Source organism: Cupriavidus sp. YR651, assembly GCF_900101625.1.
Classification (GTDB): Bacteria; Pseudomonadota; Gammaproteobacteria; order Burkholderiales; family Burkholderiaceae; genus Cupriavidus.
The window spans coordinates 50992-63733 of record NZ_FMYZ01000012.1; the positions used below are offsets into that span (position 1 = coordinate 50992).

The window sequence follows — 12742 nt, forward strand, 5'->3', positions numbered from 1 at the left end:
TCCCGGTCTTTTCTGACAGAAGGGGGTAGTTCTATGCAGTGGTTCAATCAACTGCGCGTTACAACCAGGCTGATTGCTGGCTTCCTGGTCGTATCCGTGATCGGTGCCATCATCGGCCTGCTGGGCGTGGTGAATATGGGGCGCATGGCGGAATGGACCGGCAAGATCTACAACACCGATCTGCAGGCCCTGAAGGCCGTGCAGGACGGCAACATCAACCTGGTCTACGCCAGCCGCGCCCAGATCGCGCTGCTGTCGGCCTCGACCATGGGCGAGCGCGCGACCGAGAAGGACGAGATCCAGAAGTCGCTGACGACGATGGAAGCGCGCGTGAAGGCCGCCAAGGATTCGTTCAACTCACCGGAAGGCCAGGCGCTGTTCAAGCAATACGACAAGCTGGTGCCGCCGTTCCGCGAGCGCATGACCAAGTACGTGGAACTGGTCGGCAAGCAACCGCTGGACACGTCGCAGTTTGAAAGCACCGTCTTTACGGAAAGCGCGGACCTGCTCAAGGAAAGCCGCGCGCTGGAAGACGTGCTGTTCAAGATGGTCAAGCGCCGCGATGACCGCGCCAAGGCCAACATGGAAGAATCGACCAGCGTGTACAACAGCTCGCGCGTGTTGATGCTGTTGCTAGTCATCGGTGGCGTGGCGGTGTCCGTGCTGCTGGGCTGGTTCCTGGCACGCCAGTTGTCGGGCCAGCTCGGTGGCGAGCCGGGCTACGCCGCCGCCATCGCCGCACGCATTGCCGAAGGCGATTTCTCCGGCAAGGTATCGCTGCGCAAGGGCGACCGTGGCAGCCTGCTGCACGCGATGAGCCAGATGCAGCAGCAGCTGTCGCACATGGTCCGCGACTTCAAGGAATCCGCCGAATCGATCGGCACCGCTTCCCGCGAGATCGCCGCCGGCAACAACGACCTGTCGCAACGTACCGAGCAGCAGGCCGCGTCGCTGGAGGAAACCGCTTCGAGCATGGAGGAGTTGACCAGCACCGTGCGCCAGAACGCCGACAACGCGCGGCAGGCCAGCGGCCTGGCAGCCAACGCTTCCGAGACCGCCGTGCGCGGCGGCGAAGTGGTGGGCCGCGTGGTGCAGACGATGGACGAGATCAACGAGGCATCGCGCAAGATCGTCGACATCATCGGCGTGATCGAAGGCATCGCGTTCCAGACCAACATCCTGGCGCTGAACGCCGCGGTGGAAGCCGCGCGTGCCGGCGAACAAGGCCGCGGCTTTGCCGTGGTGGCCGGCGAGGTGCGCAGCCTGGCGCAGCGCAGCGCGAATGCGGCCAAGGAAATCAAGGGCCTGATCGGCGACACCGTGGCGCGCGTGGATAACGGCGCGGCACTGGTGGGCCAGGCTGGCACGACGATGGGCGAGATCGTGCAGGCGGTGAAGCGCGTGACCGACATCATGGGCGAGATCAGCGCGGCATCGGCGGAACAGAGCTCGGGCATCGAGCAGGTGAACCAGGCCGTGGCGCAGATGGACGAGGTGACGCAGCAGAACGCGGCGCTCGTGGAGCAGGCCGCCGCCGCCGCCGGGTCCCTGCAGGATCAGGCTGGCAGGCTGCAGGAGTCGGTCTCGACCTTCCGCCTGTCGCAGGACGATGCCGCCAGCACCAGCCCTTCGCTCGGCGCGCTTGCCGCACCGGCGGCACGTTCGATCGCCAGGCCCGGTGTGAAGGCCGCCGTGACCTCCACGCTGAAGGCAGCCAAGGGTCGCACCGCGCGCAAGTCGACGAGCACGGCGCTGGTCGCGGCCGCTGCAGCGCCTGCCGTGATGGCCGGCGCTGAAGTTGCCGACGAAGCTGCCGATAGTTCATTGGTACGCCCCGCTGCCGCCCTGGCGAGCAGCGCATCCGACAACGGCGACTGGAGCGCATTCTGAGCGGCCGATAACGCGCTCCGATGCAACGCCACGAGCGATGCAGTGTGCCCCGGCGACGTGTTGTAGGAAGCGCGCCGGGGCACTTTCTCGTCCAATGACATCATGACCACCGACATCAGCCTGTCCCTGTCAGCCGAGGCCACTGCGCGGCTGCGCGCGGACTTCGATGCCTTTGTAAAAGTTTCCACGGGGCTCGATGCCGAGTTCATCCCGCCGGCATTCGATGACTTCCTGCGCGCACGACTGATGCAGCAGGATGGCCCGCTGACCGAGCGCGCCGTCATGCGGTTGCTGGCCAGTGGCGAATATGGCTGGGCGAAGAAGGTCTTCGACAAGCAGTTACCCAATGCGCTGGCGGCGCTGATGCGCGATGCGCAGCGCTTCGGCTTTGGCCTGGCGGTACAGCCGGACTGGACGCCCCAGCAGCGCGTGGACAACGCGCGTGACTGGGCCACGCAGATTCTTTCGGAAGCCGGCGCGGATGCGGCCTTCACGGGCGCGCTCGCGGCACAGATCTCCTCATCCGCCGTGGATATCCGCACGCTCGAGGAACGCATGCGCACGCCGGCGTGGCGCATGGCAGACAGTCTTCGCCAGCGCGCGTATGACGTCATGTATGCGCTGCAGACTGAGCAGAGCGAAGCACTGGGTCGGAGCAAGGTGGGAGAGTTGCGCGCGTTGCTGGGTCTGGCGCTCGAATACGGTTCCGTCAGTGCAGAGGAAGCCGCACGCGTGCTCGAACAGGTGGAACGTGCGCGGCCGCATCTGTTCCGCGAAGCGCCCGACGATGTCTTCGCGCGCCTGGCTGCTTGGTTGCGGCAGCTGTTTAGCCAAGGCGGTCTGATTCGTCAATAGTGGAATCCGAGGGCGTCGGCACGTCCACCACAAACGTGGAGTGTCCGTTCAGTAAGTGAAGTGTTACAGCCTTGATGTAAATCAGAAGTCAGCCCCCCGAGCTGTTACAAATTCGGAGGGCCATGTCTTTTCCGTGCGACATTTGCTATCCCCCAACTCAAGTAGGGATTGGCAGTGCGGGCGAATTGCCGATATAAACGTAACAGTTTCACTTACACTCTGTAACATCTGTAACGTTTACGAGAAGTGGTGTAACCGGGCGCAGTTCCTTTCGTAGTACGTCGTACCCATCGAACACGCATCAAACGATCTGGTCGCCGACTTGCAGCAAAAAAGTCGGTAAGCGCCGGACAAGCGGTCGAAGGGTTTTTGGTAGCGGGGAAAAATTGGAAAGCAGTGAAGTTCTCCAGGAGATCAGGGAGGTCAACCTCGCCTATCTGCTGCTCGCGCAACGACTGGTGCGCGAAAACCAGGTGGAAGCCATGTTCAGGCTTGGCGTCAGCAAGGAAATCGCTGACATTCTCGCCAAGCTGACCTCGGCGCAACTCGTCAAGCTGGCCGCATCGAATATGGTGCTGTGCCGTTTCCGCTTCGACGATCACGCGCTGCTTTCCACACTCACTCACACGGCCAAGAGCCATGATATGCAGCAGATCCACGCTGCTATCCTTCTCGCCCGGCAACCTGTGGAGTCGCTCAATTGACCGCGCTCCTCCAGGCCCAGCCAGCCCGAAGCTTTACGGCCACTCCCATCCCCAACCGCAAGAGCGTCCTGCAGGATGCCAACCAGACGCAGCTCGCCATCGAGTTGATCGGCCTGGGTGCGCGCCTTCAGGTGCTTGAAGCCGAGACCACGCTCTCGCGCGACCGGTTGATCCGCCTCTACAAGGAGCTCCGTGGCGCGTCGCCGCCCAAGGGCATGCTCCCGTTCTCGACGGACTGGTTCACCACCTGGCTGCCGAATATCCATTCCTCGCTGTTCTTCTCCGCGTACCAGTTCATGGTGCAGGAAGGCGAGACGTCTGGCATTCGCGCAGTGGTGGCGAGCTATCGCCTGTACCTCGAGCACGTTTCGCTGCTTGGCGGCGAAATTGTCTTAAGTTTCACCCGTGCCTGGACGTTAGTACGGTTTTTCGAGAGCAATATGCTGCAGCTTTCCACCTGCACATGTTGCGGCGGGCAGTTCGTGACGCACGCTTATGAGCCGCACGCGAATTTCGTGTGCAGCCTGTGCCGCCCGCCGTCGCGTGCCGGAAAGGTGAAGAAGCTCTCGAAGGACGCCGCAGCCGCGCAGACCGAAGCCTGATTCCATCTGGCCAGACGTCCGCGTAGCAGGTGGGCTCCCGGTACCCGGCGAGCGGTGACCCCGCTCGCCCGTACAGGATGCCCTTGTGCGTGCCTGACGCGTGTTTTTCAGACGGGGATCCGATCGTGCTAGTAGTTCTTGGCTATGTCGTCGTAGTCGTGGCGGTGTTGGGCGGTTACGCCCTCACCGGCGGCCACATGGGCGCGCTTTATCAACCGGCGGAGCTCATCATCATCGGCGGCGCCGCCGTTGGCGCATTCATCAGCTCCAACAGCGGCAAGGCCATCAAGGCCACCATGAAGGCCATGCCCTCGCTGCTGCAAGGTTCCAAGTACAAGAAGGAACTGTACCTTGACGTGATGGCGTTGCTGTACGTGCTGCTGTCCAAGGCGCGCCGCGAAGGCATCTTGTTCCTCGAAAAGGAAATTGCCGACCCCGCATCGAGCAGCGTCTTCAGTCAGTACCCGCGCATCCTGGCCGATGCCAAGATGATGGAGTTCCTGACCGATTACCTGCGCATGATGGTCAACGGCAACATGAACGCCTTCGAGATCGAGGCGCTCATGGACCACGAAATCGAAACGTATCGCCACGAAGCCGAGATTCCCGCCCACGCACTGTCACGCGTTGGCGATGGCCTGCCGGCCTTCGGCATCGTGGCCGCGGTGATGGGCGTGGTGCATGCGCTGGCCTCGGCCGATCTGCCGCCGGCGGAACTGGGCGCCCTGATCGCCCACGCCATGGTGGGTACGTTCCTGGGCATTCTGCTGGCGTACGGCTTCGTATCGCCGCTGGCATCCCGCGTCGAACACCAGGTGTCGGAAAGCGTGAAGATGTACGAGTGCATCAAGGTCACGCTGCTCGCTTCGCTCAATGGCTACGCGCCGCTGGTGGCGGTGGAATTCGGCCGCAAGGTGCTCTACTCCACGGTACGTCCGTCGTTCCTTGAGCTCGACGACCACGTCCGTGAAGTCAAGAGCCTGACCTGACGGAGAGCCGCAATGAGCAGCGCCCAGGACCTGCGTCCGATCGTCATCAAGAAGGCGAAGTCCCACGCCAAGCCGCACGGCAACCACAGCTGGAAGATCGCCTACGCCGACTTCATGACGGCCATGATGGCGCTCTTCCTGGTGCTGTGGCTGTTGAGCTCGGCTTCCCCGAAGACGCTCGTCGGCGTGGCCGAGTATTTCAAGACACCGCTCAAGGTGGCTGTGGCCGGTGGCGACAAGAGCAGCCTCTCCAAGAGCGTCATTCCCGGCGGCGGCAAGGACCCGATGGCCAAGGACGGCGAGGTCATGCGTGCGACGACCAACGATCCGTCGGACGCCCAGCGCCGCCGCGACCAGCTGGACAGCGAACGCCTGCGCGCGCTCAAGGGTCGTCTGGAACAGATCATCGAGAACAACCCGATGCTGCGCCAGTTCCGCCCGCAGCTGCTGCTGGACATCACGAGCGAAGGGCTGCGTATCCAGATCCTCGATACGCAGAATCGTCCGATGTTCCGCACCGGCAGTGCCTCGGTGGAGCCGTACATGCGCACCATCCTGCGCGAGATCGGGCCGGTGCTCAATGAAATGCCGAACAAGGTCAGCTTGTCCGGCCACACGGATTCCGCCACGTACATGAATGGCGAACGCGCCTACAGCAACTGGGAGCTTTCCGCCGACCGCGCCAACGCCTCGCGCCAGGAACTGATCGGCGGTGGCATGCAGGAAGGCAAGGTGCTGCGCGTGCTGGGGCTGGCGGACACCATGCCGCTTGAGAAGAATGATCCGCTGGCGCCCGTCAACCGCCGCATCAGCATCGTGGTGCTGAACAAGCGCGCCCAGGCCCAGTTTGAATCGGAAAACGCCAGCGCGGCGGAAGTCTCCGTGCAGGCGCAGAAGGGCAAGGCAGGGCAGGAAATGCAGGCGCAGCTGGAAGCGGCATCGACCCCTGCGGCAAGATCGGCCGGCGCGCCCAAAGGCAAGATTGAATAAGAGGTTGTTTCAAAATGAAGCGAAGCGGTCCTGGCTAGGCGCGCGGCCGCAGACAGTACAAGTGGTACGGCCAGGCCGCGCAACGACGCCAGGATCTTTTTGAAGCAACCTCCAAGGCGTGCCGCCCTAGCGGTGGCACATCTTTCAGCAATTTAGCGAGTCAGGACGGGCATGTCTGTCGATATCGATATCACGCAGTTTTACCAGACCTTTTTTGAAGAGGCCGAGGAACTGCTCGTTGAAATGGAGCAGCTGCTGCTCGGGCTGGACATCGAGTCCCCCGATGCGGAAGAGCTCAACGCGATCTTTCGCGCTGCGCACTCCATCAAGGGCGGCGCGGCGACGTTCGGCTTTGCGGCCCTGACCGCGACCACGCACATCTTTGAGAACCTGCTTGACCGTACGCGTCGGCGGGAACTGGCCCTCACGCGGGTCATCATCGACACCTTTCTGGAAACCAAGGACGTGTTGCAAGATCAGCTCAACGCCTACCGCAACGGCACCGAACCCGATCCGGAAACGCTGGCGCGTATCTGCGCCGTCCTGCAGCAGCTGGCTGAAGAAGCCGGCGGCGACGCGGGCCATGCCGCGGCACCGGCCCCGGCGCCCGTGGCCGCCGCGCCCGCGCCTGCAGCCGCCGCGTCCGGTGGCAACCTCAAGGTCCGACTGATCAAGGTATCGGCGGCCGACCAGGCACTGCTGCGCGAAGAGATCGCCAACCTGGGCGAGATCACCGGCCAGCAGGAAGAAGACGGCGACCTGACGATCTGGCTGAACAGCCAGTGCAGCGCCGACGACATCATCGCGGTCTGCTGCTTCGTGATCGACGAGAAGCAGATCACCGTGGAATCGGTGGACGGCGGTGCCGCACCGGCAGCCGCTGCCGCGCCCGCACCGGCGCCAGTGGCCGCGCCGGCACCCGTGGCGGCCGCGTCTGCGGCACCGGCCGCCGCTGCCAAGGACAAGGAAAAAGAGAAGGCCAAGCCGGCGGCTGCCGCTGCCGATTCGGGCTCGATCCGCGTGCCGACCGAGAAGGTCGACCAGATCATCAACCTCGTGGGCGAGCTGGTGATTACCCAGTCGATGCTGGCGCAGACCGCGTCGTCGCTGGACCCGGTGCTGTTCGACCGCCTGTTCTCGGGCATGGGCCAGCTGGAGCGCAATGCGCGCGACCTGCAGGAAGCCGTGATGTCCATCCGCATGATGCCGATGGACTACGTGTTCTCGCGCTTCCCGCGTCTGGTGCGCGACCTGGCCAGCAAGCTCGGCAAGCAGATCGACCTGGTCACGTTCGGCAAGGCGACCGAGCTGGACAAGAGCCTGATCGAACGCATCATCGATCCGCTGACCCACCTGGTCCGCAACAGCCTGGACCACGGCATCGAAACGCCGGAGAAGCGCCTGGCCGCCGGCAAGGAAGCGACCGGCCAGCTGATCCTCTCCGCACAGCACGCGGGCGGCAACATCGTCATCGAGGTGAGTGACGATGGCGGCGGCCTGAACCGCGACCGCATCCTGGCCAAGGCCCTGCAGAACGGCCTGCCGGTATCGGAGAACATCAGCGACGAGGAAGTCTGGCAACTGATCTTCGCGCCGGGCTTCTCCACGGCGGAAGTGGTGACCGACGTGTCCGGCCGTGGCGTGGGCATGGATGTGGTCAAGCGGAACATCCAGGAAATGGGTGGTCACGTGGAAATCAGCTCGCGTCCGGGCCTGGGAACCACCACCCGCATCGTGCTGCCGCTGACGCTGGCCATCCTCGACGGCATGTCTGTCCGCGTGGGCGAGGAAACCTTCATCCTGCCGCTGAACTGCGTGATGGAGTCCTTGCAGCCGAAGTCCGAGGACGTGCACACCGCCGCCAATGGCGAGCGCGTGATGAACGTGCGCGGCGAATACCTGCCGCTGCTGGAGCTGCACAAGGTCTTCAACGTGACCGGCGCGCTGCAGGAGCCGACGCAAGGCATCGCCGTGATCCTGTCCGCCGAGGGCAAGCGCTTTGCGCTGCTGGTGGACCAGCTCATCGGCCAGCACCAGGTGGTGCTGAAGAACCTGGAAACGAACTATCGCAAGGTGCCGTGCATTTCCGCCGCCACGATCCTCGGCGACGGCAGCGTCGCGCTGATCGTGGATGTGGGCGCGCTGCAGCGCACTGGCGTGCGCCGCCAGGACCCCGTGGTCGCACAGTAATCAACAGCAAGGAGAACAGACATGGCCGGCATCGGACATATCGATACCCAGGGCAGCGAAGCCTCTGGCCAGGAATACCTGGTCTTCACGCTGGGGACCGAGGAATATGGCATCGACATCCTCAAGGTTCAGGAAATCCGCAGCTACGAGACGGTGACCCGCATCGCCAACGCCCCCGATTTCATCAAGGGCGTGACCAACCTGCGCGGCGTGATCGTGCCGATCGTGGACCTGCGCCTGAAGTTCAACCTGGGCAACGTGCGCTACGACCACCAGACCGTGGTGATCATCCTGAACGTGGCCGGCCGCGTGGTTGGCATCGTCGTGGATGGCGTGTCGGACGTGCTCACGCTGACGGGCGGCGACATCAAGCCGGCGCCGGAGTTTGGCGTGTCGGTATCCAACGAGCACCTGACGGGTCTGGGCTCGGTGGATGGCCGCATGCTGATCCTGATCGACATCGAACGCATGATGACCAGCTCCGAGATGGAACTGGTCGAGGCCGAGCTCGCCTGATCCGGGCAGCCCGGGCCGCAGCGATCCGAACAAGCAGTTACGCCGTCCATCGGCACCTGAAAGAAACACACCATGACGCCGCTCCGTTCTTCCTCCAGCGCCACCGGGAAGCCAGGCGCGGCCGCCGCACCCGCAACGCCGGTGCTGGCGCCGCTGCGCGACGACATGCGTGACTTCCTGCTGACCGAGCGCGATTTCGAGAAAGTCCGCGCGCTGATTCACAAGCGCGCGGGGATCTCGCTGGGCAGCCATAAGCGCGAAATGGTCTACAGCCGGCTGGCCCGGCGCCTGCGGTCGCTGCAGCTGGGCGACTTCGGCAGCTACCTGTCCTTGCTGGAATCGGACGAGGGCTCCCAGGAGTGGGAGTTCTTCACCAATGCGCTGACCACCAACCTGACCTCGTTCTTCCGCGAGGCGCACCACTTCCCGCTGCTGGCCGAGCACGCCAAGAAGACTGGCCGGCCCTATAGCGTCTGGTGCGCGGCGGCATCGACGGGCGAAGAGCCTTACTCCATCGCCATCACGCTGGCCGAGGCGCTGGGCGACCGCGCCGGCTCGGTGCTGGCCACCGATATCGACACGCAGGTGCTGGCCAAGGCGCGCAACGGCGTGTACACGAGCGAGCAGGTCGCGCGACTGTCGCAGGAACGCCTGAAGCGCTTCTTCCTGAAGGGCACCGGCACGCGGGCGGGATCGGTCAAGGTCAAGCCGGACCTGGCGTCGACGATCGCGTTCGAGCCACTGAACCTGCTGGCGCCGGACTGGGGCCTGCGCGAGAAGTTCGACGTGATCTTCTGCCGCAACGTGATGATCTATTTCGACAAGCCGACGCAGGGCCGCATCCTGGAGCGGTTTGCACCGTTGCTCAAGCCAAATGGCCTGCTGTTCGCCGGTCATTCGGAGAACTTCTCCTACGTGACGCGCGCGTTCCAGCTGCGTGGACAAACCGTCTACGAGCTGGCCGGCAAGGGCAGCGGGGGAGGCGCATGATGCGGACGCCCCAGATGCCCGAGGCGATTGCCACGCGCAAATACTTCGACCGCGAATTCGGCAAGCAGGCCATCAAGCTGCTGCCCAACGAGTACTACGTGAGCGGCGAGGACGTGGTCCTGACCACGGTGCTGGGCTCCTGCGTGGCCGCGTGCATTCGCGACGAAGTGGCCGGCGTCGGTGGCATGAACCATTTCATGCTGCCCGACGACGAGAATGCCGGCGCGGACCGCATGCTGTCCGCCTCCATGCGCTACGGCTGCTATGCGCTGGAAGTGCTGATCAATGAACTATTGAAGATGGGCGCCCGGCGCGAACGTCTGGAGGCCAAGGTTTTTGGCGGCGGCGCCGTCCTGGCCAACATGACGACCCTCAATATTGGGGACCGGAATGCCGATTTTGTATTGAAGTATCTGAAGACCGAAGAGATTCGCGTGGCGGCGCAGGATTTGCGCGGGCCGCATGCGCGACGGGTCAGCTACTTCCCGTCGAGCGGCCTGGCGCTGGTGCGCCGGCTGACGCGACAGGATGACACGGTAGGCGTGGAACGCGATGAACGCGCACTGGCGCGCGCGCTGTCCACATCCACAAAGGCGCCCACCCGAGGCGCAGTGGAATTATTTACGCGGCAGGCAACGGCGAGACCGCTGGCCTGAAATGTGAGACGTAGAGACGAATATGACCGCCGCGAAAATCAAGGTGCTGTGCGTGGACGATTCCGCGCTGATTCGCAGCCTGATGACGGAGATCATCAACAGCCAGCCGGACATGGAGGTTGTCGGGACCGCCCCTGACCCGCTGGTAGCGCGTGACCTGATCAAGCGCCTGAATCCGGACGTGCTGACGCTGGACGTGGAAATGCCGCGCATGGACGGGCTGGATTTCCTGGAGCGCCTGATGCGCCTGCGGCCGATGCCGGTGCTGATGGTGTCCTCGCTGACCGAGCGCGGATCGGAGATCACGATGCGCGCGCTGGAACTGGGCGCGGTGGATTTCGTCACCAAGCCCAAGCTCGGCATCCGGGATGGGCTGATCGAGTACACGGACACCATCGCGGACAAGATCCGCGCGGCATCCCGCGCCCGGGTGCGCGTGAGGGCGGAAGCCCCGGCGGAAGGCGCCCCTGCCGCACCGATCCTGCGCACGCCGCTGTTGTCGACGGAAAAACTGATCATCGTGGGCGCATCCACGGGCGGCACGGAAGCCATCAAGGAATTCCTGATGCCGCTGCCGCCGGATTGTCCGGCCGTGATGATCGTGCAGCATATGCCGGCCGGCTTCACCAAGTCGTTCGCGCAGCGGCTGAACGGCCTGTGCCGCATCACGGTCAAGGAGGCCGAGCACGGCGAGCGCGTGCTGCCGGGCTACGCGTATATCGCCCCCGGCGACTCGCACCTGTTGCTGGCGCGCAGTGGTGCCAACTACGTGGCGCACCTGTCGCAGGAAGCGCCCGTCAACCGCCACCGGCCGTCGGTCGATGTGCTGTTCGATTCGGCCGCGGTGCATGGCGGCAAGAACGTGACAGGGGTGATCCTGACCGGCATGGGCAAGGACGGCGCCCGTGGCATGCTCCGCATGCGCGAGGCGGGCGCGTACAACCTGTCGCAGGACGAGCAGTCCTGCATCGTGTTTGGCATGCCGAAGGAAGCCATCGCTGCCGGCGGCGTGCATGAAGTGGTGCCCCTGCACCAGATGAGCCAGCGCGTCATGGCGCACCTGGCGACGTTTGGTGCGCGGGCACAGCGCGTATAAGGTCGCGCAGCAACAAAAGACAACGGCGGCGGGCGTGGCGCGAGGGATTCGCGCGGCGAAACGCAGCCGGTTCATATTCCCATCCACAACTGTTTTGGAGCCGTAGAGTGGACAAGAACATCAAGATCCTGGTGGTCGACGACTTCCCGACCATGCGTCGGATTATCCGTAACCTGCTCAAGGAGCTGGGCTTCACCAACGTCGAGGAAGCCGAGGACGGCGCCGCCGGCCTGGACAAGGTCAAGGACGGCAGCTTCCAGTTCGTGGTATCGGACTGGAACATGCCGAACATGGATGGCCTGACCATGCTGCAATCGATCCGCGCGATTCCCGAGATCGCCAAGACCCCGGTGCTGATGGTGACCGCCGAGGCCAAGAAGGAGAACATCATCGCAGCCGCGCAGGCCGGCGCCAACGGCTACGTGGTGAAGCCGTTCACCGCGGCAACGCTGGACGAGAAGATCACCAAGATCTTCGAGAAGCTGGGTCAATAAGAGGTAGCCGACATGTCGACGACTCCGACTATCAGCAATGAATCGGCCGAGCAGATCATCCATCGCATCGGCAACCTGACGCGGATGCTGCGCGATAACATGCGGGAGCTGGGGCTCGACAAGGAAATCGAGCGGGCCGCGCAGGCGATCCCCGATGCTCGCGACCGCCTGAGCTATATCGCCGCCATGACCGAGCAGGCCGCCGAGCGCACGCTGACGGCCGTCGAGCTGGCGCAGCCGCTGCAGGAAGACCTGGAGGCCAAGGCCACGGCGCTGGACAAGCGTTGGGACGAGTGGTTCGAGAAACCGGTGGAGCTGGGCGATGCCCGCGCCCTGGTACTCGACACGCGGGAGTTCCTGACGGACGTACCCCAGAAGGCCAAGGCCACCGGCAGCCACCTGCTGGAGATCATGATGGCGCAGGATTTCCAGGATCTGACCGGCCAGGTGATCAAGAAGATGATGGACATGATCCGTAGCCTGGAGCAGGAATTGCTGCAGGTGCTGATCGACAACGTGCCGGCCGAGCGCCGCGTGGAGGCACCTTCCACGCTGATGAACGGTCCGCAGATCAACCCGGAAGGCAAGGCCGATGTGGTATCGGACCAGTCGCAGGTGGACGATCTGCTGGCAAGCCTGGGATTCTGAGTCCGGGGCTGTTGTGTGGGGATGAAGCAGGACGCAGCAGGACAAACGGGACGATCGCGTCAGGTGATCGTCCCGTTTGTTTTTGGGCGAAGCGCTAGTCGATGCCGCAGCCGAACTCATTG

General features: G+C 63.9%; 13 protein-coding genes. All 13 read left to right on the forward strand.

Annotated elements, in window-relative coordinates:
* Positions 1-33 precede the first annotated feature (33 nt).
* Positions 34-1890, forward strand: coding sequence for a methyl-accepting chemotaxis protein (locus BLR29_RS25340; protein WP_092140816.1), 1857 nt, complete (start codon positions 34-36; stop codon positions 1888-1890).
* Between the two features lie 102 nt (positions 1891-1992).
* The gene (locus BLR29_RS25345) at positions 1993-2745 is read left to right on the forward strand and encodes a DUF4088 domain-containing protein (protein ID WP_092140818.1); all 753 of its coding nucleotides are present in this window, start codon (positions 1993-1995) and stop codon (positions 2743-2745) included.
* Between the two features lie 386 nt (positions 2746-3131).
* Positions 3132-3449 (forward strand): flagellar transcriptional regulator FlhD, encoded by a 318-nt coding sequence (flhD, locus tag BLR29_RS25350; RefSeq protein ID WP_010812713.1) that lies wholly within the window; start codon positions 3132-3134, stop codon positions 3447-3449.
* The gene (gene flhC, locus BLR29_RS25355; RefSeq protein WP_092140820.1) at positions 3446-4051 is read left to right on the forward strand and encodes a flagellar transcriptional regulator FlhC; all 606 of its coding nucleotides are present in this window, start codon (positions 3446-3448) and stop codon (positions 4049-4051) included. Before flhD ends, flhC begins: the two co-directional genes overlap by 4 nt.
* A gap of 125 nt (positions 4052-4176) precedes the next feature.
* Positions 4177-5040 carry a flagellar motor stator protein MotA gene (motA, locus tag BLR29_RS25360; protein ID WP_092140972.1) on the forward strand — a complete coding sequence of 288 codons (864 nt, stop codon included), beginning with the start codon at positions 4177-4179 and terminating at the stop codon, positions 5038-5040.
* Between the two features lie 12 nt (positions 5041-5052).
* Positions 5053-6030, forward strand: coding sequence for a flagellar motor protein MotB (motB, locus tag BLR29_RS25365; RefSeq protein ID WP_092140822.1), 978 nt, complete (start codon positions 5053-5055; stop codon positions 6028-6030).
* A gap of 171 nt (positions 6031-6201) precedes the next feature.
* Positions 6202-8220 (forward strand): chemotaxis protein CheA, encoded by a 2019-nt coding sequence (gene cheA / locus BLR29_RS25370; RefSeq protein ID WP_092140824.1) that lies wholly within the window; start codon positions 6202-6204, stop codon positions 8218-8220.
* A gap of 21 nt (positions 8221-8241) precedes the next feature.
* The gene (locus tag BLR29_RS25375; protein ID WP_092140826.1) at positions 8242-8736 is read left to right on the forward strand and encodes a chemotaxis protein CheW; all 495 of its coding nucleotides are present in this window, start codon (positions 8242-8244) and stop codon (positions 8734-8736) included.
* Positions 8737-8808: 72 nt separating this feature from the next.
* Positions 8809-9726, forward strand: coding sequence for a CheR family methyltransferase (locus BLR29_RS25380; protein WP_092140828.1), 918 nt, complete (start codon positions 8809-8811; stop codon positions 9724-9726).
* Positions 9726-10382: a chemoreceptor glutamine deamidase CheD gene (gene cheD, locus BLR29_RS25385; protein WP_092140974.1), complete on the forward strand. Its 657-nt coding sequence runs from the start codon at positions 9726-9728 to the stop codon at positions 10380-10382. The genes BLR29_RS25380 and cheD overlap by 1 nt, the downstream gene beginning before the upstream one ends.
* A 22-nt stretch (positions 10383-10404) precedes the next feature.
* Positions 10405-11478, forward strand: a complete 1074-nt coding sequence (locus tag BLR29_RS25390; RefSeq protein ID WP_092140830.1) for a protein-glutamate methylesterase/protein-glutamine glutaminase — start codon at positions 10405-10407, stop codon at positions 11476-11478.
* A gap of 107 nt (positions 11479-11585) precedes the next feature.
* On the forward strand, positions 11586-11972 hold the full coding sequence (gene cheY / locus BLR29_RS25395) for a chemotaxis response regulator CheY (protein ID WP_092140832.1): 387 nt from the start codon (positions 11586-11588) through the stop codon (positions 11970-11972).
* 12 nt (positions 11973-11984) lie between these two features.
* The gene (cheZ, locus tag BLR29_RS25400) at positions 11985-12620 is read left to right on the forward strand and encodes a protein phosphatase CheZ (protein ID WP_092140834.1); all 636 of its coding nucleotides are present in this window, start codon (positions 11985-11987) and stop codon (positions 12618-12620) included.
* Positions 12621-12742: the final 122 nt, after the last annotated feature.

Bases quoted from the DNA above. Each gene is read 5' to 3' on its own strand.
- motB (WP_092140822.1), top strand. From the start codon at position 5,053: ATGAGCAGCGCCCAGGACCTGCGTCCGATCGTCATCAAGAAGGCGAAG.
- BLR29_RS25340 (WP_092140816.1), top strand. From the start codon at position 34: ATGCAGTGGTTCAATCAACTGCGCGTTACAACCAGGCTGATTGCTGGC.
- BLR29_RS25390 (WP_092140830.1), top strand. From the start codon at position 10,405: ATGACCGCCGCGAAAATCAAGGTGCTGTGCGTGGACGATTCCGCGCTG.
- cheA (WP_092140824.1), top strand. From the start codon at position 6,202: ATGTCTGTCGATATCGATATCACGCAGTTTTACCAGACCTTTTTTGAA.
- BLR29_RS25375 (WP_092140826.1), top strand. From the start codon at position 8,242: ATGGCCGGCATCGGACATATCGATACCCAGGGCAGCGAAGCCTCTGGC.
- cheZ (WP_092140834.1), top strand. From the start codon at position 11,985: ATGTCGACGACTCCGACTATCAGCAATGAATCGGCCGAGCAGATCATC.
- BLR29_RS25345 (WP_092140818.1), top strand. From the start codon at position 1,993: ATGACCACCGACATCAGCCTGTCCCTGTCAGCCGAGGCCACTGCGCGG.
- BLR29_RS25380 (WP_092140828.1), top strand. From the start codon at position 8,809: ATGACGCCGCTCCGTTCTTCCTCCAGCGCCACCGGGAAGCCAGGCGCG.
- cheD (WP_092140974.1), top strand. From the start codon at position 9,726: ATGCGGACGCCCCAGATGCCCGAGGCGATTGCCACGCGCAAATACTTC.